This window comes from Pseudomonas sp. FSL L8-0168, from assembly GCF_037976155.1.
GTDB classification, from domain to species: Bacteria; Pseudomonadota; Gammaproteobacteria; order Pseudomonadales; family Pseudomonadaceae; genus Aquipseudomonas; species Aquipseudomonas paracarnis.
On sequence record NZ_CP150262.1, the window covers coordinates 4,320,922 to 4,345,948 of the forward strand.

Consider the following 25,027-nt stretch of genomic DNA (forward strand, 5'->3'; position numbering starts at 1 on the left):
GGCTGGCACGGGGCCTACTATTTTTTCAGAAAAATCAGACATCTGAATCAGAAATATTTCATGACCTATCAGTCAGTTTTTCCGGTGCGGCGTCCAACTCCAGCATCAACCCGCTCAAACGCTTGACCTTGCGCCGTACCGCCTCTTCAAACACGCCACCCCGGGGCTCGATCAAGCTGAACCAGCGCTTGGCGCGGGTAATACCGGTATAGATCAATTCTTTGGTCAGCACCGGGTTCAAAGCATCCGGCAGGATCAGCGCCGTATGGATGAACTCCGAGCCCTGGGATTTGTGTACGGTCATCGCATACACGGTTTCGACATCATTCAAGCGGCTGGGCAGCACGAAACGTACGCCACCCTGGCCATCGTTACGTGGGAAGGCCACGCGTAGCACGTGGGGGCCGCCATCGCTTTCGGGCAGTTTCAGCGCGATGCCGATGTCCCCGTTCATCAGGCCCAAGCCATAGTCGTTACGGGTCATCAAGACCGGACGGCCCTCGTACCACTGCTCGTCGCCTTCGATCAGGCGGACTTTGCGCAGGGCCGCGGTGATGCGCTGGTTCAGCCCTTCAACCCCCCAGGGCCCTTTGCGCACGGCACAGAGCAATTGGAACGCATCAAAGGCTTGCAACAATTGTTGCGCCCAATAGGTCCAGGCCGGGTCATCGCGCGGCGTATCCAGAGGTGGACGTGCCGATTGCAGCAGGTTCAGGTAGTAGCGATAACCCTGGGCGCCGTCGCCCTGCCCGTCCAGCACCAAGCGCTCAAGGCCGTGGTCATGCTCGCCCTTGAGGCTTAGGCAAAACAGGTCGTCATGACGGCGCGCGGCCAGCAACTGACGTGCCTCTTCGGCATTCTGCTGGTTGACCCAGCGCGCCAGCTGGCCGATGCCGCTGCCTTCGCCGAAACGACGCGAATAGCGCAGCATCACCACCTGCTGGGCCAGGGGATGACGGGCATCGAGGTCTTCTTGCAGGCCGCTGGCACTGAGGTCTTCGCCGCTGACCGCTTGCAGCCATTGCAGAGTCTGCGGGCTGTACCAGCCGGCTTCGGCGTCACGGCACAAATCGCCGAGTACCGCACCGGCCTCCACCGACGCCAACTGGTCCTTGTCGCCCAGCAATACCAGACGCGCATGGGGCGCCAAGGCATCGAGCAGGTTGGCCATCATTTCCAGGTCAATCATCGAGGCTTCATCCACCACCAGCACGTCCAGCGGCAATGGATTACCCAAGTGATGCCGGAAGTGGCGGGTGCCCGGACGGCTGCCCAACAGGCGATGAACCGTGGTGACCTGGGTCGGGATTTTTTCCCGCACGTCGTCGGGCACTGTCAGTGACAGCACTTGCTGGCTGATGGATTCGGTCAGGCGCGCAGCGGCTTTACCGGTGGGCGCAGCCAGGCGAATACGCAACGGGCTGCCGGACTCCACAGCGGGTGCCTGCAACAACGCGAGCAGGCGCACCACGGTGGTGGTCTTGCCGGTGCCGGGGCCGCCGGTGACGATACTGAAGGCGCCGCGGGTTGCCAGGGCACAGGCAAGCTTTTGCCAGTCAATTACACCGTCGGGCGCCGGTTGGTCGAACAGGCGGTTGAGGCGTTGTGGCAAATCGGCAGCTGCGGGCTCCACGTTCGCAAGGCGCAGGCGCAGGGCGCGGTCGATACGTCGCTCGTAGGTCCAGTAGCGGCGCAGGTACAGGCGCTTGCCAGACAACACCAACGGACGACTCTGGGCCGCGTCGCTGCCATCGACCGCCAGCGCTACCAATGGGCTGCACGCCAGGGCATGGCACCAATGGGCACCGTCCAGGTCGTGCAGCAATTGCGACGGCAGCAGCATGGCGCCAGTGTGCAGGTCGCCTTCGGGCGGCAATGACAGGGCGAAGTCCGGCGCCTTGAGGGTTTCGAACAGGTCAAGGCAGACGTGACCATGGCCCAGTTGATGGCTGGTCAAGGCGGCCGCCAACAAGACCAAGGAGTCGGCCTGGGCGTCAAGCTCATGCAGGAAGCCGACGAAGGCTTTGTCCAGGGCCCGCAACCAGCCACGCTCGACCCAACGCTCAAGCAACTGCACCAGGTCGGTGGCGCGACTCAGCGGTGCCAGCTCCTCTAGCGGTAACCGCGACAGGCTCATAGCAACACTCCTTGTTCCCAGACGGGCTCGACCTTGGGCGGGATAGGCTTGCCCTGGAACAGCAGATCCAGACTTTCGATCAGCTCGCGGGGCGGCCGGGTAAAATACGCCCCCTGGCTCACCGACTGGGTGCCACGCAGAAACAGGTACAGGGCGCCGCCGACGTGCTGGTCGTAGTCATAATCAGGCAGGCGCGCCTTGAGCTGGCGGTGCAGGGCCAGCAGGTAAAGTACGTATTGCAGGTCGTACCGATGCTCAAGAATCGAGTGCTCCATGGCTTGCTGGGTGTAGGCCGAATCGTCGGGGCCGAGCCAATTGGATTTGTAGTCCGCCACGTAGTAGCGGCCATCGTGTTCGAACGTCAGGTCGATAAACCCCTTGAACATGCCGTTGAGCAGCACCGGCTCAGCGGCCACACGGGAAACACCGCCGTGGGTGTGCAGGCACACCAGTTTGTCGAGGGCCAGCACATCGACTGTGTGACTGGCGAACCAGAACTCCATTTCGATCTGGTACTGCTGAAGGCCGCTTAAGGTCACGTGGTCGTTGTACAGCGGCAACGGCGTTTGCAACAGATGACCCAGCCAGCCGCTGAGGGTGACGATCCAGCCTTCCCAGTTGCGGCGGTTACAACGTGCGCCCACGGCTTTTTCGATGGCCTCGGGCGTCACGTTGAAACCCTCTTCACCGGCCCACTCCAACAAGCCGTGGAGGAAGGTGCCTGGATTAGGACCGCGTGGGAAACGATGAATATCACCGCCGGACGCCGCCACTTCCCGTGGCGCATCGGGGTCGAGGCGTTCGTCATCGAACAGTTTCTGGGCCTGGGGGCTTTCCGGTGCTTCAAGACTGGCGGCGCTCATGCTGTCGCCAATGCGCAAGGCACTGTAGGAAGCAATCCACCAGTTTTCCGTGGCCTTACGTTCAGGCAGCAATGGTGCGAGCAGGGTCGCTTGATTGCGCGGCGGGTGGAACAGGATGTCTTGGGCGTCCGGCACATGGTCATAACCGATGGCCGCGCAGCCTTGCTGCAAGTCCAGCAACCAGCGCGCCAGACCCGCTGATTCGCCTAACGACGCGCCAGCACCAAGCAAATAGCCCAACGCCGACAGGTGCAAGACCGAGCTGCTGTTATTGCCGCGCTTGAGGTCGGCGATGCCTAGCCAGCAGGCGTGTTTGGCGCGGGTCAAGGCCACATAGAACAAACGCAGGTCTTCGGCCAGGCGCTCATCGTCGGCTTGGGCGATCAGCTCGGCCGTGGGTCGCAGGCTGACGTGGGACTTGCCCTGTCCATCGTGGTAATGCAGCGGCAAGCGACTGCCGTCCACAGGCTTGGCCGAACAGATGAACGGCAAGAACACCAGGTCGTATTCCAGGCCCTTGGATTTGTGGATGGTCACCACTTTGACCAGTTGCTCGTCGCTTTCCAGGCGCAGGATCTGCTCTTCACCGGCCTGTCCCGACAGCGCCAGATGCTCGGCCAAATGACGGATCAACGCCTGCTCGCCATCCAGTTCCGAGGCGGCCTGTTGCAACAATTCACTGAGGTGCAACAGGTTGGTCAGCACCCGCTCGCCATCACTGCGGGCGATGAGGGTTTGCGGCAGCTTGAAGTCGTGGAGCAGGCGACGCAGCATCGGCAACACGCCTTGGGTACGCCAGATGGCACGGTAGCCACGGAACTGCATCACCCGTGATTCCCACGCCAGTTCGTCCTGATTCAGACGCTCCAGCTCCGATAGGGACAGGTTCAGGGTGACGCAGGCCAGGGCGGCACGCAGCGGGCGTTCGACATCGGGTTCGGCGCAAGCCTTCAACCAGGCCAACAGGTCATGGGCTTCCTGGGCGGCAAACACCGAGTCTTTATCCGACAGGTACACACTGCGCACGCCACGGCGGGCCAGTTCGGCACGCACGGCCTGGGCTTCCTTGCCATCGCGCACGAGGATGGCGATGTCTGACGGCAACACGCCCTTGAGGTTACCCTCTATTACAAAGCCCGCCGTGCCTTGCTGCCCACCGTTGAGCAGCGCAACGATTTGCGTGGCGCAGGCGGCGGCCAGGTGTTGACGGTAAACCACGTTGGAAATCGGCTGGTCGGTGGGCAGGTGCCAAAGGTTCATGGCCGGCATTGGTTGGCCGTCGACCTGCAGGTGTTCGCTGCGGCCTTGGGACAGCACCGGGTGAAACGGCACCGGGTTATCCCCATTGGGCTCACGGAACAGGAACGCACCACGACCGGTTTCCGCACGCTGGAACACGTGATTCACCGCCTCGACCATCGCATGGCTGGAGCGGAAGTTGGTGCCCAGGGTGTGATGACGGCCGGTGGTGGATTGCCGGGCGCGCAGGTAGGTGTAGATGTCGGCGCCGCGAAAGGCGTAGATCGCCTGCTTGGGGTCGCCGATCAGGAACAGGCCGCTGTCGAGGTGGTTTTCTTCGATGCGGTAGATGCTGTCGAAGATGCTGTATTGCACCGGGTCGGTGTCCTGGAATTCATCGATCAGGGCCACCGGGAATTGCTCGCGGATCACGCTGGCCAGGCGCTCGCCACCGTCTGCCTGGAGGGCGGCGTTGAGGCGGATCAGCATGTCGTCAAAACCCATCTCGGCGCGGCGACGTTTCTCTTCCTCGAAGCGTTTGCCGACCCAGCCGGCAGCGTGTTGCAGCACCGCCGCGTCGGGCGTTGGCAAGGCGTCGAGGCTGGCTTTGAGGCTGGCCATGGCCTCGATGCCAGGGTGCTGCGGCGGCTCGCCTTTCCACGCTTCGGCCATGCCGTCAGGCGTCAGGCGGGTGAAGCCGGTGCCGATGTCCAGTTGTTCCAGGGTTTCGTCAGCGGCCCAGGCGCTGATCTTTTCGAACCAGGGCTCGAAGTAGCGCGCTTGCATCTTGCGCCCATCGACCGCCTTGGCGGCCACGGCTTGCAGGCAGATATCCCGCAGCTCGGCGGCCCATTGTTGCCAGGGTGCCTTGAGAGCAACCAGCGCGGCACGACGTTCTTGCAGGCAGGCGGTGATCAGTTCGGCTGGCTCGCGGGTTTCGTCGGTGGGCCGCTCGCTGCCGAACAACGCACGCACCCGTGGCATCAGCGCCGCGGGGCCGCCCCAATGGTTGCGCACCCAGTTGAGGGCATCGTCGTGCATTGGGTAGCAGAACAATCGCCAGTAGTCGCGCAGCACTTCGCCCAGCAGGTCGCTATGGTCAGTTTCCAGGGTCTGGGTGAACAGGCTGCCGCTGTCGAACGCATGTTCGCGCAGCATGCGCTGGCACCAACTGTGGATCGTCGAGACGGCGGCTTCATCCATCCATTGGGCGGCGATGTCCAGCCGGTTAGCGCAGGCGGGCCATTGCTGCGGTTCATATTGCTCACGCAGGTCGGCAATCAGCGCATCAGGCTGCTCGATTTCGTCACGGAAAAAGCGCGCGGCTTCGGCCAGGCGGATGCGGATGCGTTCACGCAGCTCCTTGGTGGCGGCGTCGGTGAACGTCACCACGAGGATTTGCGGTGGCAGCAGTTCGCGGCCGAAACCGGACTCACCACCGCCGTGGCCGAGCACCAGGCGCAGGTACAAGGCGGAGATGGTGAAGGTCTTGCCGGTGCCGGCACTGGCTTCAATCAACTGGCTGCCTTTGAGCGGGAACGCCAGGGCCAAGGGTTTGCCGATCATGCGTCAGCCTCCGTGCTGGAAAGCGATCGCCAGGGGGCGTTGATCAGCGGGCGATACAGGGTTTCGCACCAGCCTTCGAACTCTTCACTGGCGACCAGGGCCGCGTAGTCGGGAAATTGCCGCGTAAGGGCAGGCGTTTCGCGGCGTTCGCCGTCTGTGGTGATGCCATCGCCTTCATAGGCTTTGCTCGCTGCCGCTTGGGCCTTGGCGGGGTCAGTCTGGCCGAGCCAGGCGAACGCGGTTTTCACCGCGACCGGTAGCGGCGCGCTCATTCCCGTGTGCCAGGCCAACAGCAGGTTACCGAGGATGTCCTCGGCGCCGGCCTTGTCCAGTGGGGCCAACAACAAGGTGTCGTCACTGGCTACCAGGCCGGTGCTCAAGGGCAGGCCACAGGCGCAGGCCACCACGTGATTGACCCAAGGGCGGATGAGGCGGTGCCACTTGCGTGTCTTGATCGAGCCAATACTGTTGGGGATGGTGGTGACGCTTAACAGTCCGCCATCACTGCGTCGGTGCAGACCGCTGATCCAACCTTCCAGCTGGATACCTTGGTACGCAAAGCTGATCGGTTCAGCGCCAGTATGCGGGGTGGGCCACAGCGCTAGAAGGTGTTGATAGCGTTGCACCAGGTCCGGCAACGGCTCGATCAACTCGTTACGCAGGCATTCACCGAAACCGACCATCGGCAGCAGGCCGCTGCCTTGCAGGCGCAGGGCCTGGGCGTTGAGCGCCTGATCGAGTTGGTCGGGTTGGGTGAGGGCCGCGTTCAGCAGGCTGTCGCTTAAGCTGTAGCGTTGCAATGCGTCCAGCACGAAGGGTTCTTCATCAGCCAGGGGCACTTCAGCGGCTTCGAAGAATACTTTCAGGCGCTGGCTGAAGAAGTGTTTGACCGGATTGCGCAGGAAGTCCTGTAACTGGCCAAGGCTCAGGGGTTCTTCCTGTTGGTGAGGGATCAAGCCTTGCTCTTGGGTGATGACCGCCGGTGCCTGATGCAGCAATTGCCATTCGCGGGCATAGCTGAACAGCGAATCGCCTTCGTGGAAGTAGCGTGCGCTGAAGGGTTGCAGCGGGTGCTCTTGGGTCATTGCGTCGAGCAGCGGCTGATCATTGTTGGCGTGCTGCCAGCCGCTGGCCAAGTGGTCGCGCAGTTGGCCGATCAGTACCGAGGCCGGGCGATCACTGTTGTCACGGATGCTGCGGCCTACCCAGCTGATATACAGCTGGTCACGGGCTGACAGCAGCGCTTCGAGCAGTAAGTAGCGGTCGTCTTCACGGCGAGAACGGTCGCCGGGGCGGTAATCGCTGCCCATCAGGTCAAAATCCAGGGGTGGCTGGGCCCGCGGGTAATCGCCGTCGTTCATGCCGAGCAGGCAGACCAGCTTGAACGGGATCGCACGCATGGGCATGAGCGTACAGAAATTGACCGCTCCCGCCAGGAAGCGCTGGGACAGGCGCCCCTGATCCAATCCGGCAAGCCATGCCTCACGTACTACCGTAAGGGGTAACTCGTCTTGCAAGCCGACGGATTCGCAGGTTTCCAGCCAGGTTTCTCTTAGCTGTTCGAGCTGGCCCAGCAGGTAGTCATCGTGCTCGCTGCTGGGCAGGAAAAACAGCTGCATCAACCGTTGTAGACGCTCGCCCCAGGCCTGTGGCGCGGCGGGTTCCGATAGCGCTTGATGGGCATCGTGCAAGGCGTCGAGCAAGCCGACCAGCGGGCCGATCAAGGCCGCATCGAGGCCACCGATTTCGTCATAAGGTTCAATACCGTCGCAGGCCGTGCCGGTGCCGACGGCATAGCCCAGCAGCATACGGCGCAGGCCGAATCGCCAGCTGTTCTGCTCCAGTTCCGCGGGCAGGCCCAAACCGGCGCGTTGCTCGGCATTCAGGCCCCAGCGGATGCCGGCCCCTTCGATCCAGCGATGCAAGGTGGACAGGTCACGCTCTTTGATGGCGAAGCGTTCGCGCAGGGCCGGGACGTCGAGCAGGTCGAGGATTTCGCTGACGGGGAAGCGGCTGTCGGGGAGTTTGAGCAGGTGCTCCACAGCAATCAACAGCGGGTCGCGGCCACGTTGACCTTGGTCTGTGAGGGTGAAGGGGATAAAGCGTGGGTCATGGCGTTCGAGCTGGCCGAAGACCGCGCGAATATGCGGTGCGTAGCTGTCGACGTCGGGGACCATGACGATGATATCCCGAGGGCGCAAGGTGGGGTCGGCGCTGAAGCGATGAAGTAATTGGTCGTGGAGGATTTCTACTTCGCGCTGGGCGCTGTGGGCGATATGGAAACGGATCGAAGTATCGCGTTGCAAGTCGACAGCGGGCCACCGTTCACGGGTTTCATTCAACGGGCGCAGTTCAAGGATATCGTCCTGGAGTTGGTTGAGCAGCGTGGTGGGTTCGCTGTCGCTGAACAGGTCGATACGACCGTCGCGAAATGCGGCGCGGTAGCTGTTGGGATCATCGTAGCTGTCCAGCAGACTGATGTAATCACGGCCCTGCTTGCCCCAGGCAGCGAGCAGCGGATGGGCGTGCTGGTGCAAAGTTTGTGGGTCGATAGTGACGGGCATGCCCGCTTTGCGCGCCTGGCGTTTGTATTCGTTACGCAGCAAGTCTTTGTCGGCGACGATGTCCGACCAATGATGGCGGCAGGGGTTATGCACGCAGAGCAGGACCTGGCTGAAACGGGCCAGACCCGCCAAGGCTTCCAGCGCCTGGGCCGGCAGCGATGAGATGCCGAAGACGATCACCCGGGGAGGCAAGCCGGGCGGTGCTTGTTCAAGGCTGTTGATGCGCTCGATGAAACGCTGATGTACACCGGCCCGACTTTCGGCCATGCCTGCTTCACCCACATCCAGCAGCAGCGCGCGCCACAGCTCGGCTTGCCAGCAGTTGGCTGGGTTGAGCGGTTTGGACTCACCTCGACCATTGCGCAGTTGATGCCGGCCTGCGGCCCAATCTTCCAACCAGTCGGCACGGTAGACTTGGTATTGGTCGAAGAGGTCAGCCAGGCGCTCGGCGAGTTGGTAGCGTTTGCGCAGGTCGGTGTCTTGCGTCAGGAAGCGTTGCAGAGGTTCGAAGTGCGGTTGGTCGATCAGCTCGGGTAACAGACGCATGAGGCGCCAGGTCAGCGGGGCTTTATCAAGCAGGGACTTGGGCGGGATTTCGTCGCGGCCCAGGACCATGCGATAGAGCTGCCACATAAAGCTGCCAGGCAGTTGTACGTCGATGGCTGCGGCAATGCCACAGCCGCCCATATCATCTTCTTGCGGATCTTCAGCCAAGGCCAGCTTCAGCCACTGGGCGATGCCGTTACTTTGTACCAGGGCGATTTCGTTTTCCAAAGGCGCCAGTGGGTAACGGCGCATCCAACTGACCACCAGGCTGCGCAGTTCGTCCAGGCGGTTGCCGTGAACCACCATGAATCCAGGGCTGAGGGACGTCGCGTCCGGCATAACGGCTTCCTTGGGAAAAGCAAAATCGAGGGGTGGACTTTAGCACTGTGGCGCACGGGGCGGGCACAGCCTGACAGGCGTGCGGGGACAAGGCGGACACTTTTCGAGCGCCCAAAACAAAACCCCAACTGCTTTCGCAATTGGGGTTTCGGAATTTAATCTTGACGATGACCTACTCTCACATGGGGAAACCCCACACTACCATCGGCGATGCATCGTTTCACTGCTGAGTTCGGGATGGGATCAGGTGGTTCCAATGCTCTATGGTCGTCAAGAAATTCGGGTACTGAGTCGTGGCCAGCTGGCCTCGCTTCAGCAAATTGGGTATGTGATAGATCGTGGTGTTTTGTGAGCGTCGAACTTTCGGTTCATTGCGTCTTCACACACCGCAATCTGGCCTCTCTCGAGTTCGCAAATTGCTTGGGTGTTATATGGTCAAGCCTCACGGGCAATTAGTATTGGTTAGCTCAACGCCTCACAGCGCTTACACACCCAACCTATCAACGTCGTAGTCTTCGACGGCCCTTCAGGGAACTCAAGGTTCCAGTGAGATCTCATCTTGAGGCTAGTTTCCCGCTTAGATGCTTTCAGCGGTTATCTATTCCGAACATAGCTACCCGGCAATGCCACTGGCGTGACAACCGGAACACCAGAGGTTCGTCCACTCCGGTCCTCTCGTACTAGGAGCAGCCCCTCTCAAATCTCAAACGTCCACGGCAGATAGGGACCGAACTGTCTCACGACGTTCTAAACCCAGCTCGCGTACCACTTTAAATGGCGAACAGCCATACCCTTGGGACCGGCTTCAGCCCCAGGATGTGATGAGCCGACATCGAGGTGCCAAACACCGCCGTCGATATGAACTCTTGGGCGGTATCAGCCTGTTATCCCCGAGTACCTTTTATCCGTTGAGCGATGGCCCTTCCATACAGAACCACCGGATCACTAAGACCTACTTTCGTACCTGCTCGACGTGTCTGTCTCGCAGTCAAGCGCGCTTTTGCCTTTATACTCTACGACCGATTTCCGACCGGTCTGAGCGCACCTTCGTACTCCTCCGTTACTCTTTAGGAGGAGACCGCCCCAGTCAAACTACCCACCATACACTGTCCTCGATCCGGATAACGGACCTGAGTTAGAACCTCAAAGTTGCCAGGGTGGTATTTCAAGGATGGCTCCACGCAGACTGGCGTCCACGCTTCAAAGCCTCCCACCTATCCTACACAAGCAAATTCAAAGTCCAGTGCAAAGCTATAGTAAAGGTTCACGGGGTCTTTCCGTCTAGCCGCGGATACACTGCATCTTCACAGCGATTTCAATTTCACTGAGTCTCGGGTGGAGACAGCGCCGCCATCGTTACGCCATTCGTGCAGGTCGGAACTTACCCGACAAGGAATTTCGCTACCTTAGGACCGTTATAGTTACGGCCGCCGTTTACCGGGGCTTCGATCAAGAGCTTCGCGTTAGCTAACCCCATCAATTAACCTTCCGGCACCGGGCAGGCGTCACACCCTATACGTCCACTTTCGTGTTTGCAGAGTGCTGTGTTTTTAATAAACAGTCGCAGCGGCCTGGTATCTTCGACCGGCATGAGCTTACGGAGCAAGTCCTTCACCCTCACCGGCGCACCTTCTCCCGAAGTTACGGTGCCATTTTGCCTAGTTCCTTCACCCGAGTTCTCTCAAGCGCCTTGGTATTCTCTACCCAACCACCTGTGTCGGTTTGGGGTACGGTTCCTGGTTACCTGAAGCTTAGAAGCTTTTCTTGGAAGCATGGCATCAACCACTTCGTTACCTGAAAGGTAACTCGTCATCAGCTCTCGGCCTTAGAATCCCGGATTTACCTAAGATTCCAGCCTACCACCTTAAACTTGGACAACCAACGCCAAGCTGGCCTAGCCTTCTCCGTCCCTCCATCGCAATAACCAGAAGTACAGGAATATTAACCTGTTTTCCATCGACTACGCTTTTCAGCCTCGCCTTAGGGACCGACTAACCCTGCGTCGATTAACGTTGCGCAGGAAACCTTGGTCTTTCGGCGTGGGTGTTTTTCACACCCATTATCGTTACTCATGTCAGCATTCGCACTTCTGATACCTCCAGCAAGCTTCTCAACTCACCTTCACAGGCTTACAGAACGCTCCTCTACCGCATCACTTACGTGATACCCGTAGCTTCGGTGTATGGTTTGAGCCCCGTTACATCTTCCGCGCAGGCCGACTCGACTAGTGAGCTATTACGCTTTCTTTAAAGGGTGGCTGCTTCTAAGCCAACCTCCTAGCTGTCTAAGCCTTCCCACATCGTTTCCCACTTAACCATAACTTTGGGACCTTAGCTGACGGTCTGGGTTGTTTCCCTTTTCACGACGGACGTTAGCACCCGCCGTGTGTCTCCCATGCTCGGCACTTGTAGGTATTCGGAGTTTGCATCGGTTTGGTAAGTCGGGATGACCCCCTAGCCGAAACAGTGCTCTACCCCCTACAGTGATACATGAGGCGCTACCTAAATAGCTTTCGAGGAGAACCAGCTATCTCCGAGCTTGATTAGCCTTTCACTCCGATCCACAGGTCATCCGCTAACTTTTCAACGGTAGTCGGTTCGGTCCTCCAGTTAGTGTTACCCAACCTTCAACCTGCCCATGGATAGATCGCCCGGTTTCGGGTCTATTCCCAGCGACTAGACGCCCTATTAAGACTCGCTTTCGCTACGCCTCCCCTATTCGGTTAAGCTCGCCACTGAAAATAAGTCGCTGACCCATTATACAAAAGGTACGCAGTCACCCAACAAAGTGGGCTCCCACTGCTTGTACGCATACGGTTTCAGGATCTATTTCACTCCCCTCTCCGGGGTTCTTTTCGCCTTTCCCTCACGGTACTAGTTCACTATCGGTCAGTCAGTAGTATTTAGCCTTGGAGGATGGTCCCCCCATATTCAGACAAAGTTTCTCGTGCTCCGTCCTACTCGATTTCATGACTAAGAGATTTTCGCGTACAGGGCTATCACCCACTATGGCCGCACTTTCCAGAGCGTTCCGCTAATCTCAAAGCCACTTAAGGGCTAGTCCCCGTTCGCTCGCCACTACTAAGGGAATCTCGGTTGATTTCTTTTCCTCAGGGTACTTAGATGTTTCAGTTCCCCTGGTTCGCTTCTTGCACCTATGTATTCAGTACAAGATAACCATCTTATGATGGCTGGGTTCCCCCATTCAGACATCTCCGGATCAAAGTCTGTTTGCCGACTCCCCGAAGCTTTTCGCAGGCTACCACGTCTTTCATCGCCTCTGACTGCCAAGGCATCCACCGTATGCGCTTCTTCACTTGACCATATAACCCCAAGCAATCTGGTTATACTGTGAAGACGACATTCGCCGAAAATTCGAATTTCTCAATTAAGAGAACTCACAAATTTTACCTTAGCCTGATCCGTTACCAGTGAAAGTAACGTTCAGTCTATCTTTCTATCACATACCCAAATTTTTAAAGAACGAACTAGTCAAAGACTAGAAATCAACATTCACCATCACAACGATGGAATGCTCATTTCTAAGCTTTATACAAACAGAAGCAGTAGTGGTGGAGCCAAACGGGATCGAACCGTTGACCTCCTGCGTGCAAGGCAGGCGCTCTCCCAGCTGAGCTATGGCCCCGTATTTCTACAGGCGTTTCCCACACAAAATTGGTGGGTCTGGGCAGATTCGAACTGCCGACCTCACCCTTATCAGGGGTGCGCTCTAACCAACTGAGCTACAGACCCAATTTCGGGCTGCTTCTTTCGTCTTCTTCAATGAATCAAGCAATTCGTGTGGGAACTTATGGAGCAGCTGATGTCGTCGATTAAGGAGGTGATCCAGCCGCAGGTTCCCCTACGGCTACCTTGTTACGACTTCACCCCAGTCATGAATCACACCGTGGTAACCGTCCTCCCGAAGGTTAGACTAGCTACTTCTGGTGCAACCCACTCCCATGGTGTGACGGGCGGTGTGTACAAGGCCCGGGAACGTATTCACCGCGACATTCTGATTCGCGATTACTAGCGATTCCGACTTCACGCAGTCGAGTTGCAGACTGCGATCCGGACTACGATCGGTTTTATGGGATTAGCTCCACCTCGCGGCTTGGCAACCCTCTGTACCGACCATTGTAGCACGTGTGTAGCCCAGGCCGTAAGGGCCATGATGACTTGACGTCATCCCCACCTTCCTCCGGTTTGTCACCGGCAGTCTCCTTAGAGTGCCCACCATAACGTGCTGGTAACTAAGGACAAGGGTTGCGCTCGTTACGGGACTTAACCCAACATCTCACGACACGAGCTGACGACAGCCATGCAGCACCTGTCTCAATGTTCCCGAAGGCACCAATCTATCTCTAGAAAGTTCATTGGATGTCAAGGCCTGGTAAGGTTCTTCGCGTTGCTTCGAATTAAACCACATGCTCCACCGCTTGTGCGGGCCCCCGTCAATTCATTTGAGTTTTAACCTTGCGGCCGTACTCCCCAGGCGGTCAACTTAATGCGTTAGCTGCGCCACTAAAAGCTCAAGGCTTCCAACGGCTAGTTGACATCGTTTACGGCGTGGACTACCAGGGTATCTAATCCTGTTTGCTCCCCACGCTTTCGCACCTCAGTGTCAGTATTAGTCCAGGTGGTCGCCTTCGCCACTGGTGTTCCTTCCTATATCTACGCATTTCACCGCTACACAGGAAATTCCACCACCCTCTACCATACTCTAGTCAGTCAGTTTTGAATGCAGTTCCCAGGTTGAGCCCGGGGATTTCACATCCAACTTAACAAACCACCTACGCGCGCTTTACGCCCAGTAATTCCGATTAACGCTTGCACCCTCTGTATTACCGCGGCTGCTGGCACAGAGTTAGCCGGTGCTTATTCTGTCGGTAACGTCAAAATTGCAGAGTATTAATCTACAACCCTTCCTCCCAACTTAAAGTGCTTTACAATCCGAAGACCTTCTTCACACACGCGGCATGGCTGGATCAGGCTTTCGCCCATTGTCCAATATTCCCCACTGCTGCCTCCCGTAGGAGTCTGGACCGTGTCTCAGTTCCAGTGTGACTGATCATCCTCTCAGACCAGTTACGGATCGTCGCCTTGGTGAGCCATTACCTCACCAACTAGCTAATCCGACCTAGGCTCATCTGATAGCGCAAGGCCCGAAGGTCCCCTGCTTTCTCCCGTAGGACGTATGCGGTATTAGCGTCCGTTTCCGAACGTTATCCCCCACTACCAGGCAGATTCCTAGGCATTACTCACCCGTCCGCCGCTCTCAAGAGAAGCAAGCTTCTCTCTACCGCTCGACTTGCATGTGTTAGGCCTGCCGCCAGCGTTCAATCTGAGCCATGATCAAACTCTTCAGTTCAAACATCTTTGGGTTTTTAAGAAACCCTAAACTTGGCTCAGCAATCGTTGGTTACATCTTTGATTTCTCGCGGAGTAACTTGTGATGCTGATAATCTTGTTGACTATCAGTCTGACTCCACAAGCACCCACACGAATTGCTTGATTCAGTTGTTAAAGAGCGGTTGGTTAAGATCTTTCGTCTCAACCGAGGCGCGCATTCTACAGCAGCCTCATTTGCTGTCAAGTGGTTATTTTCAGAAGTTTTCGAAGATTTCTTCAACAACTTCAACCACTTGCGCTTGCGATCTCTCGTAAGCGGGAGGCGAATTCTACAGCGTTACACGCTGCTGTCAACACCTCTTTTTCAACTTCCTTTTGGCTTCGATGAACTGAAGCAACTTGCTGTCGAGAACTGCGTAACTCATTGTTTACCAAGGAGTTTTCCGTTTCGACTGCGCCGGAAGTGGGGCGAATTATAGGCTTCCAGAATCTGCCGTCAAGGCTTAATTACGCTTTTGTGGCAGAAGGCGCTTTTTTAGCAATAAGGCGAGGGATTCGACGCATTACCGGCGGCACCCGCATCAACAGAAGTAGCGCACCTATAGACGCGTAGATGGCCCACTCCTTCAGGTCCGCCCGCACTATCCATAGCATGTGCAGCAAACCGAGCCCAAGAATCACATAGACCAGACGATGCAGCTTCTTCCATCGACTCCCCAACCGACGCTGGCTATAGCGGTTCGACGTGACGGCCAAGATAAGGAGAGCAACAAACCCCAGCGCCCCCACAATGATGTAGGGCCGCTTGCTCAACTCTACACCGAGCTGCGACCAATCCAGCCCCAGGACAAACACACAATAGGCCGCCAGGTGCAGCACAACATAAGCAAAGCACCACAGCCCCAACTGTCGCCGCACCGCTATCCACCCCGCCCAACCGCTCAATTTCTGCAGCGGCGTCATAACAAGCGTGATCAGCAATAAAATGAGCGCCCCCAAACCCAGGCGATCAACGAGCACCTTGCCTGGATCAGGCCCCAGCGCAGAACTCCACGCTTCATACAGCCAGAGCAATGGCCACACTGCTGCGGCTACAAACACGCCGATGCGCCAGATGGGATAGCGCATCAGTAGTTCTTCCGCAGATCGAGGCCTGCATATAAAGAAGCGACCTCATCCGAATAGCCATTGAACATCTGCGTCTGGCGCACATTCGGACTGAACAGGCCGCTCGGCAGGCGGCGCTCCCGCGCCTGGGTCCAGCGCGGATGATCGACCGTAGGATTCACATTCGCATAAAACCCATACTCATCGGCAGCAATACTTTGCCAGGTCGTTTTCGGCTGCTCACTGACCAGACTGATACGTACGATGGACTTCACACTCTTGAAGCCATACTTCCACGGCACCACCAAGCGCAACGGCGCGCCGTTCTGGTTAGGCAACTCCCGCCCATACATGCCCACAGCGAGGATCGCCAAAGGATTCATCGCCTCATCCAGGCGCAGCCCTTCCACATAAGGCCAGTCGATCAAGCCGAAACTTGAGCGTTGCCCAGGCATGCTCTTGGGATCCTGGAGGGTTTCAAAACGGATGTACTTGGCTTTGGAGGTAGGCTCGACCTGCTTGAGCAACGCCGAGATGGGAAAGCCTATCCACGGAATCACCATGGACCATGCCTCGACGCAACGCAGACGGTAGATGCGCTCTTCCAGCGCATAGGGTTTCATGAAGTCCTCCAGGGCATAGCGCCCAGGTTTTGCGACTTCACCATCAATCACCACACTCCAGGGCTGCGTCTTGAGCGAGCCCGCATTCGTTGCCGGGTCGCCCTTGCCTGTCCCGAACTCATAGAAGTTGTTGTAGTGAGTTGCATCCTTGAATGGCGTGATGGCCTCATCTTTGACCGTCACCGATTGCCACGTCGTGTTCGGAAGTTTTTCCGTAAACCAGTTGGGCGCGCTGCCCGGCTCGACGTCGGCATACCGCGAAGCATCGCTCGCACTGGCCCAACGCGGCAAGCTGCTGGCGGCAATACCAGCAAGCGCACCACCGAGCAGGCTGCGGCGAGAGAGATAGAAGGATTCAGGCGTGACGTCCGATTCGTGACAATCGGACGCTTTGGGTAATTTGATTAACATGGTAACTCCGCAGCGTTGGAGAACTGATGCACCAATAGACTGCGGAGTATGGGGGAAATTACATTAAGACAATGTTTTGTCCCGACGCAGACGCAACAAGTACTGAATCGGACCCGAAGCGGCGTAGGCCAGGAACGCCAGCAGCAGGATACGCGGTGGATCACTGAACACGACCGCGAACACCAGCACCACCACAAGGATGGCCACGAAAGGCACGCGCCCTTTGAGGTCAAATTCCTTGAAGCTGTTGTACTTGATGTTGCTGACCATCAGCATGCCGGCCGCTGCCACCATCAGGGCAACCAGGAACGACATCTTCGATCCCTGAATCCCGTAATCACTGAACGCCCAGACAATCCCCGCGACAACACCCGCCGCTGCCGGGCTGGCAAGGCCGATGAAGTAGCGCTTGTCGGCAGTCCCCACCTGGGTGTTGAAGCGCGCCAGGCGCAAAGCGGCACCCGCGACATAGATGAAGGCAACCATCCAGCCAACCTTGCCCATGTCACCCAATGCCCAGGCAAATGCCAGCAATGCGGGGGCAACACCGAAGGCGACCATGTCCGACAGCGAGTCGTACTCGGCGCCAAAAGCGCTTTGAGTATTGGTCATGCGCGCCACGCGACCATCCAGGCCGTCGAGCACCATGGCCACGAAAATTGCGATAGCAGCAAAGCCAAAGTATTTGCTGGCACTCGCCGCATCACCCGCCGCCAGCGCGCTCTGGGCACTCATGGAGTTGATGATGGAGTAGAAGCCGGCGAACAGGTTCGCCGTGGTGAACAGGTTGGGCAGCAGATAGATGCCACGATGCCGGACCTTGCGGCCTTCGGCGTCATGCCCTTCTTCGACATGTTCATCGATCGGCAGCATGCTTTCGGCGTCGGAAGCCTGGTTTGGCTCTTCGGGACGTTCGCTCATGGACTTTACCTTGCAACGGTGTGAAAAAATTCGACAGATACTTGCAGCGAGTGTTCGCCTGCAAACGATGCAGCTTTATACCAGAACCAACCCCTCAAACGAAAAAACGCGGCCTAAGCCGCGTTTTCCCTTGATGCGTACGACTTAGTTCTTGGCTTTGTCGACGATCTTGTTGGCACCGATCCACGGCATCATGGAGCGCAGTTGCTCGCCGATGACTTCGATACCGTGAGCGGCGTTGTTACGACGCTTGGCGGTCATCGAAGGGTAGCCGGTAGCGCCTTCGCTGATGAACATTTTGGCGTATTCGCCGTCCTGAATACGTTTCAGGGCGTTGCGCATGGCCTGGCGGGACTCGGCGTTGATCACTTCAGGGCCTGTCACGTACTCGCCGTATTCGGCGTTGTTGGAGATCGAGTAGTTCATGTTGGCGATGCCGCCTTCGTACATGAGGTCAACGATCAGCTTGAGTTCGTGCAGGCATTCGAAGTAGGCCATTTCCGGCGCGTAGCCAGCTTCAACCAGGGTTTCGAAACCGGCTTTTACCAGCTCAACGGTACCGCCGCACAGAACGGCTTGTTCGCCGAACAGGTCGGTTTCGGTCTCGTCCTTGAACGTGGTTTCGATGATGCCGGTACGACCGCCACCCACGCCAGCAGCGTAGGACAGTGCAACGTTCTTGGCATTGCCCGACGCATCCTGGTAGATCGCGATCAGGTCAGGGATACCGCCGCCTTTGACGAACTCGGAACGCACGGTGTGGCCCGGTGCTTTCGGCGCGATCATGATCACGTCGAGGTCAGCACGCGGCACAACCTGGTTGTAGTGAATCGCGAAGCCGTGGGAGAAGGCCAGGGTAGCGCCCTTCTTGATGTTCGGCTCGATTTCGTTCTTGTACAGCGAGGACTGGAACTCGTCCGGGGTCAGAATCATGACCAGGTCGGCAGCCGCGACAGCAGAAGCAACGTCGGTCACTTTCAGGCCATGGGCTTCAGCCTTGGCTACGGTGGCCGAACCTTTGCGCAGGCCAACGGTGACGTCAACGCCGGAGTCTTTCAGGTTGCACGCTTGAGCGTGGCCCTGTGAACCGTAGCCGATGATGGCGACTTTCTTGCCCTGGATGATCGACAGGTCACAATCTTTATCGTAATAAACTTTCATGAGGTTCCTCTATATATCCAGGCCGTGAGGCCATTCGCTAATTTGGGTTAGATGCTGAGTACTTTGTCGCCACGGGCAATCCCGGTGACACCACTGCGTACGGTTTCCAGAATCGAGGCCGTCCCGATCGACTGGATGAAGCTGTCCAGCTTGTCGCTTGTACCGGTCAGTTGAACGGTATAAACGCTGGCGCTCACATCGACGATCTGCCCGCGATAAATATCGGTAGTGCGCTTGATCTCGGCACGTTGGGCACCCGTGGCCTTGACCTTGACCAGCATCAGTTCGCGCTCGATGTGGGCGCTTTCCGACAGGTCGACCAGCTTGACCACTTCGATCAGCTTGTTGAGGTTCTTGGTGATCTGCTCGATCACCTCATCGTGGCCCACAGTAGTCAACGTCAGGCGCGACAGGGTCGGGTCTTCGGTCGGGGCCACGGTCAGGCTTTCAATGTTGTAGTTGCGTTGCGAAAACAGGCCGACAACACGGGACAAGGCGCCGGGTTCGTTCTCCAGAAGCAGGGAGATAATATGCCGCATGATTAAGTACGCTCCGTCTTGTTCAGCCACATGTCGCGCATAGAGCCGTCTTTGATTTGCATCGGATAGACGTGCTCGCTGGTATCGACCTGAATATCGATGAACACCAGACGGTCCTTCATGGCAAACGCTTCTTCCATCTTCGGCTTCAGATCTTTCAAATCAGTGATGCGAATGCCGACGTGGCCATAGGCTTCAACCAACTTGATGAAGTCCGGCAACGATTCCATGTAGGAATGGGAGTGACGGCTACCGTAGCTCATGTCCTGCCATTGACGAACCATGCCGAGCACGCCGTTGTTCAAGCAGACGATCTTCACCGGAAGACCGTATTGCAGGCACGTCGACAGTTCCTGGATGTTCATCTGGATGCTGCCTTCGCCGGTGACGCAGGCAACGTCGGCATCCGGGAAGCTCAGTTTCACACCCATGGCCGCAGGGAAACCAAAGCCCATCGTGCCCAGGCCACCGGAGTTGATCCAGCGGTTAGGCTTGTCGAACTTGTAGTACTGCGCCGCGAACATCTGGTGCTGGCCCACGTCGGAGGTCACAAAGGCGTCGCCCTTGGTCACTTCGCACAGGGTTTCGATCACGGTTTGTGGCTTGATGATGCTGCCGTCACCCTTGTCATAAGGGAACAGACCGCGATCACCGCGCCATTCGTCGATCTGCTTCCACCAGCTGGCAACGGATTCCTTGTTCGGCGTTTCGCCGATGTCCTTGAGCGCAGCGACCATTTCGGTCAATACGCTCTCTACAGGACCCACGATTGGCACATCGGCCTTGATGGTCTTGGAGATGGACGCAGGGTCGATGTCGATGTGGATGATCTTGGCATTCGGGCAGAATTTGCTCGCGCCGTTGATCACTCGGTCATCGAACCGCGCGCCCACGGCCAGGATCACATCGGCGTGGTGCATGGTGAGGTTGGCGGTGTAGCTGCCGTGCATACCGAGCATGCCGACGAACTGACGGTCCGAACCCGGGAATGCGCCGAGGCCCATCAGGGTGTTGGTCACCGGCAGGTTGAGCAACTTGGCCAGTTCGGTCAACGGAGCGGAACCGCCGCCCAGAATCACGCCACCGCCGGAGTACAACACGGGGCGCTTGGCCGCCAGGAGCATTTCTGCCGCCTTGCGGATTTGCCCCGAGTGCCCACGGACGGCCGGGCTGTAGGAACGCAGCTTGGCTTTCTTGGGAAAAACATATTCGAATTTTTCGGCCGGGTTGGTCATGTCTTTCGGGATATCAACCACCACAGGGCCCGGGCGACCGGACTGGGCGAGGTAGAACGCCTTTTTCATGACTTCCGGGATTTCCGACGCGTGCTTGATCATGAAGCTGTGTTTCACGATCGGGCGGGAAATACCGATCATGTCGGTTTCCTGGAAAGCGTCGGTGCCGACCATGGTGCTAGGCACCTGGCCAGAGATGATCACCATCGGGATGGAGTCCATATACGCAGTCGCGATGCCGGTAATGGCATTGGTTGCGCCTGGGCCGGACGTTACCAGTACCACGCCGGCTTTACCGGTGGCACGGGCGTAACCGTCAGCCATATGGGTCGCGGCCTGTTCGTGGCGAACCAGGATGTGGGTAACAGCCGGTTCCTTGAACAGTGCGTCGTAGACATGCAGCAGAGCACCACCTGGGTACCCGTAGATATAGTCGACGCCTTCGTCACGCAAAAAGCGGACGAGCATCTCACCGCCAGATAAAAGCTCCACGTTGTTCACCTCTAAAACGCCAGAATACCGTCCGTTAAAAAACCGACGGGTCTTAATAGGTTTACTTCTCAACAGAGCATGAGCGACGGTGGTCGCCGACTACGTCAGCACTGACTGAGCAAGTATTGGGATCGTCCCAAGTGTTGCGGGCTTTTCCCACCCAGCGCGAGGTAACGCGTTGCGGGTGTTACAGGTCGGCGCGGATGTGCGCCTCATGATCTGCTGAGCGGGCCTGCTTCTGGCAGTCCCGATACAGCGGACTTTGGATTCTTCTGTTTCACGCCCTTCAAGTCAAGCAATAATTGCGCTTTTTTCCAACTAAGCGCATGAGAACGTAGAAGAAAGGGCTTTGAGGAGGGATAAAACTCGCCTGAATGTCGTCAAGCGGTAGAAATGTGCGCAAGACTGCCGGAAAAACCGGCAGTCAGGCAATTAACGAGCGTCGACGATCAATTGATCGAACTTTTTCAGCGCGTTACGCAAGCCGAGGCTCTCCCGCGGCCGGTCGGCGTAGACCATCTCGGCCATTTCCAGGATCCCCGACGCATTCGGCAAGGGCAGGTCCTGTTCCAGGATCTGCTTCATACGCGCAAGGAAGATCCACTGCAGCCACTGGTGGAAGTCCAAGGTATCGACGGAAAAGGGCTCGACACTGCTGAGCGCTTCAGCACTGGGGGAGACTTCATCCCACCAGCCCTGAACGCGCAGTTCGCGCTCGATCAGCAATAACTGCTCGGCAATCGCGGGAAAACGCGCATCCATCAGAGGCTGACCTTGGCTTTTTGCCGTGCCTGCGCAGCACCCGCTGCATCGCCTTGGGCTGCACGCGCATCCCCGATCAAGGCCCACAGGCTGGCTTGCAGGTCTGGGCGCCCATTGGCCAGGCTCAGGCCACGGCGAGCGAACTGCTCCGCCTGGGGCGCATCGCCCTGGGCCATGCGCACCTGGGCCAGGCGATAGAGCACTTGTGGCTCACGCGGCGCCACGCGCTGGGCACGTTCAAGGCTCGACGAGGCGCCATTCAAATCGCCACCCGCCTGCTGCTGCTGTGCGGTTGTGAGCAACGCCAGCACCGGGCCATCGAGTTGTTCGTCAGCCGACAACCCGCCCGCATTGGACGATGACGGAATACCGCTCGGCGTAGAAGGCATGTTGTAGGTGCCCTGGTTGACCGGCGCGGTTTGAATCGGCGTGGAGTTCACCGGCCCGGAAGTGCTCGGGCCTGGGGTCCATGGTTCGGCACTGATAGGCGCCGAGGTTGCAGCCCCACTGCCGGGCACCATCACCACGACGCCGGAATCCTGTGGAATTGCCTGGGTTGCAGCTTGGGCAGGCCGTTTGACCACGGTCTGACGGAAGCCACCATTGGCCGAAATGCGGTCGTTATTGGAGACGGACGTGCTTGAGTCCACCACAGGGATAGAGCCGCGCTGCACGCTGGAGCAACCGCCGAGCAAAGCCAGAGCCGTAATGGCTGGAATCCACAACTTGTTCACTTGAAACCCTCTTTGCTTAATTCATCCAGCCCTTGACCCAATCCATCACCGAATCCGCGTCAGCAGGGGCACTGCCACTGCACGCGGCGCCGGGTGGTGGTTCGCTGCCGCGAATATACGGCATCTGCACCGCGCCCGGACAGTTGGCATCGGAGCCTTGGCCGGTGTGCGGATCAATCCAGGCCTGCACGATATTGTCCGGCTGCGGCATGTTGAGCGGCAACGGGTCAGCCTTGCGCATGAAACTGGTCCATACCTGCAACGCGCCTGTCGCACCGGTGAACGGCGTCTTGCCATTGTCGTCGCGCCCCAGCCATACCACGGCCAGTACATCCTGGCCGAAACCCGCGAACCAGCTGTCGCGAGAGTCGTTACTGGTACCGGTCTTGCCCGCCAGGGTCAGGTTCGACGGCAGCACGCTATAGACCGAACGCCCTGTACCCTCGCGCATCACACGCTGCATGGCGTTCTGGATCAGGTAGATGGAGCCGGCGTCGAAGCGCTGCTGAATCTGGAACGGGTAGCGCTTGAGCGGTTCGCCATCGGCGGTCAGCACACTGCGAATACCGCGCATCGGCGTATTGAAGCCACCATTGGCCAGGGTCTGGTACATGGTGGTCACTTCCATCGGCGTCATGGCCGCAGCGCCCAGAAGCATGGACGGGAACGCCGGGAACTCACGTTCGATCCCCAGTCGCGCCAGGGTCTTCAGCACATTCGGCACACCGACTTCAAGCCCCAGGCGCGAGGTCGAGATGTTGTAGGAATGCGCCAATCCTTGATACAGGAACACCGTGCCATGAGAGCGGCGGTCGAAGTTCTTGGGCGTCCATACCTGGCCATCCGCACCTTTGATCGACAGCGGGTCATCGGACAGCCAACTGGTCAGCGTGTACTTGCTGGGTTTTTCCAGTGCCGTGAGATAGACCGCGGGCTTGACCAGCGAGCCAATCGGCCGCACGGCATCCAGTGCGCGGTTGAAGCCTGCAAAACTGGCCTGGCGGCTGCCGATCATGGCCTGGACCTCGCCGGTTTCCGGGTTGGTCACGACCATGGCGGCTTCGACTTCATCCGAGCCTTTACGGCCAGTCAGGCGCTTGAAGGTGTCGTTGACCGATGCTTCGGCCTTCATCTGCAGGATGGGGTCGAAGCTGGTGAAGATCCGCAGCCCCTCTTCGGTCAAGTCTTCGTCGCGGTAGTCTTCGCGCAGTTGGCGCTTGACCAGGTCGATAAAGCCCGGGAACGAGCTATCCGCCAGCTTGCCGCGGGTTGTCACACCCAGTGGCATTTTTTTCGCAGCGGCCACTTGTTCAGCGGTGGCCACACCCTGCTGCTCCAGTACATCGAGCACCAGGTTGCGACGTTCAAGCGCACGCTCCGGGTTGCGGCGCGGGTTGTAATAGGACGGCCCCTTGACCATCCCCACCAGCAACGCAACCTGATGCAATTTCAATTCGGACAACGGCTGCCCGAAGAAGAACTGGCTGGCCAGGCCAAAACCGTGCACGGCGCGCTGGCCATCCTGCCCGACGAATACCTCGTTGAGGTAAGCCTCAAGGATTTCCTGCTTGCTGTAATGCAGCTCCAGCAACATCGCCATCATGGCTTCGGTGAGTTTACGGGTCAGGCTGCGCTCGTTGGTCAGGTAGAAGTTCTTGACCAGTTGCTGCGTCAGCGTACTGCCGCCCTGAGTCATCTTGCCGCCGGAAGTGTTGACCCAGATAGCGCGGGCAATCGACTTCGGAGAAACACCCCAGTGGCTATAGAAATCGCGGTCTTCGACAGCGACCAGGGTATCCAGCAGATACGGTGGTACCTGATCGAGCTTGATCAGGATGCGATCTTCAAGGTTCTTCGGGTAAATACCGCCGATCAGCAACGGTTCGAGACGCACCACCGGCAGCTTGGAGCCATTGAGCGAGGACAGCTCAGCCACATAATCGCCAGAGAAACGCACGCGCACCGGCTGGGCTTTTTCCAGGCCTTCGTAGAACTGGAAGCCACGGGTGTTCAGGTCGACGGTATTACCGCTGACCGCCGCAGCGCCAGGGCCATTGCTCACGGGTTCGCGGCGGTAGCCCAGCGCATCGAGCTCGGTAAGGAAGTCTTCCTTGCTCAGCTTCTGACCAGAGAACAGCTCCAGCGGGCGTGCATACACCTTGGCCGGAATCGTCCAGCGCTTGCCGGAGAATTTTTCCTGCACCACGGCATCGAGGTACACCGCAAGGCCGGCGACCGCCACAAGGCCCACCAGGCCAAGCTTGATCACCCAGCCCAGCCAAGGGCGCGGGCCGCGGGAAGGAGGTTTTTTACGGGAACGGGGAGATCGGGTTCGAGTCATGGCGGCGGATTATACGCACTTTATTGATGATCAACATGAGCCGGACAGCGGTTTGCACGACTGGCATCAGCAGCCATAATGCCCCCCATGATTTTC

12 protein-coding genes, 2 tRNA genes and 3 rRNA genes are annotated in these 25,027 nt (G+C 58.3%); all 17 read right to left on the minus strand.

What is annotated here, in order from left to right; all coding sequences use genetic code 11:
- Positions 1-58 precede the first annotated feature (58 nt).
- The 17 genes from recD to mrcB all read right to left on the minus strand — a co-directional run bounded on the left by recD (position 59) and on the right by mrcB (position 24,931).
- Positions 59-2,137 (minus strand): exodeoxyribonuclease V subunit alpha, encoded by a 2,079-nt coding sequence (recD, locus tag MHH62_RS19820; RefSeq protein WP_339231711.1) that lies wholly within the window; start codon positions 2,135-2,137, stop codon positions 59-61.
- Complete coding sequence (recB, locus tag MHH62_RS19825; protein ID WP_032902504.1) at positions 2,134-5,805, minus strand: exodeoxyribonuclease V subunit beta; 3,672 nt, start codon at positions 5,803-5,805, stop codon at positions 2,134-2,136. Before recB ends, recD begins: the two co-directional genes overlap by 4 nt.
- On the minus strand, positions 5,802-9,254 hold the full coding sequence (gene recC / locus MHH62_RS19830; RefSeq protein ID WP_339231714.1) for an exodeoxyribonuclease V subunit gamma: 3,453 nt from the start codon (positions 9,252-9,254) through the stop codon (positions 5,802-5,804). The genes recB and recC overlap by 4 nt, the downstream gene beginning before the upstream one ends.
- Before the next feature lie 159 nt (positions 9,255-9,413).
- Positions 9,414-9,529: ribosomal RNA gene (rrf, locus tag MHH62_RS19835) — 5S ribosomal RNA — on the minus strand.
- Positions 9,530-9,685: 156 nt separating this feature from the next.
- Positions 9,686-12,576 (minus strand): 23S ribosomal RNA (locus tag MHH62_RS19840).
- Between the two features lie 247 nt (positions 12,577-12,823).
- Positions 12,824-12,899: transfer RNA gene (locus MHH62_RS19845), tRNA-Ala, on the minus strand.
- A 30-nt stretch (positions 12,900-12,929) separates the two neighbouring features.
- Positions 12,930-13,006, minus strand: a tRNA-Ile gene (locus MHH62_RS19850).
- An 81-nt stretch (positions 13,007-13,087) separates the two neighbouring features.
- Positions 13,088-14,624, minus strand: a 16S ribosomal RNA gene (locus MHH62_RS19855).
- The 16S, 23S and 5S rRNA genes sit together here with 2 tRNA genes alongside, the layout of an rRNA operon.
- Positions 14,625-15,112: 488 nt before the next feature.
- Positions 15,113-15,733: a protein-methionine-sulfoxide reductase heme-binding subunit MsrQ gene (gene msrQ, locus MHH62_RS19860; RefSeq protein ID WP_339231715.1), complete on the minus strand. Its 621-nt coding sequence runs from the start codon at positions 15,731-15,733 to the stop codon at positions 15,113-15,115.
- Positions 15,733-16,746: a protein-methionine-sulfoxide reductase catalytic subunit MsrP gene (gene msrP, locus MHH62_RS19865; protein ID WP_020301782.1), complete on the minus strand. Its 1,014-nt coding sequence runs from the start codon at positions 16,744-16,746 to the stop codon at positions 15,733-15,735. The genes msrQ and msrP overlap by 1 nt, the downstream gene beginning before the upstream one ends.
- A 63-nt stretch (positions 16,747-16,809) precedes the next feature.
- On the minus strand, positions 16,810-17,667 hold the full coding sequence (gene pssA, locus MHH62_RS19870) for a CDP-diacylglycerol--serine O-phosphatidyltransferase (RefSeq protein ID WP_014719927.1): 858 nt from the start codon (positions 17,665-17,667) through the stop codon (positions 16,810-16,812).
- A gap of 144 nt (positions 17,668-17,811) precedes the next feature.
- Positions 17,812-18,828: a ketol-acid reductoisomerase gene (ilvC, locus tag MHH62_RS19875; RefSeq protein ID WP_003194132.1), complete on the minus strand. Its 1,017-nt coding sequence runs from the start codon at positions 18,826-18,828 to the stop codon at positions 17,812-17,814.
- A gap of 47 nt (positions 18,829-18,875) precedes the next feature.
- The gene (gene ilvN / locus MHH62_RS19880; protein WP_003176102.1) at positions 18,876-19,367 is read right to left on the minus strand and encodes an acetolactate synthase small subunit; all 492 of its coding nucleotides are present in this window, start codon (positions 19,365-19,367) and stop codon (positions 18,876-18,878) included.
- 2 nt (positions 19,368-19,369) lie between these two features.
- Complete coding sequence (locus MHH62_RS19885; protein ID WP_014719928.1) at positions 19,370-21,094, minus strand: acetolactate synthase 3 large subunit; 1,725 nt, start codon at positions 21,092-21,094, stop codon at positions 19,370-19,372.
- Between the two features lie 432 nt (positions 21,095-21,526).
- Positions 21,527-21,856, minus strand: a complete 330-nt coding sequence (locus tag MHH62_RS19890; protein WP_014719929.1) for a YqcC family protein — start codon at positions 21,854-21,856, stop codon at positions 21,527-21,529.
- Positions 21,856-22,590 carry a tetratricopeptide repeat protein gene (locus MHH62_RS19895; protein ID WP_032902681.1) on the minus strand — a complete coding sequence of 245 codons (735 nt, stop codon included), beginning with the start codon at positions 22,588-22,590 and terminating at the stop codon, positions 21,856-21,858. The genes MHH62_RS19890 and MHH62_RS19895 overlap by 1 nt, the downstream gene beginning before the upstream one ends.
- Positions 22,591-22,606: 16 nt before the next feature.
- The gene (gene mrcB / locus MHH62_RS19900) at positions 22,607-24,931 is read right to left on the minus strand and encodes a penicillin-binding protein 1B (RefSeq protein WP_339231718.1); all 2,325 of its coding nucleotides are present in this window, start codon (positions 24,929-24,931) and stop codon (positions 22,607-22,609) included.
- Positions 24,932-25,027: the final 96 nt, after the last annotated feature.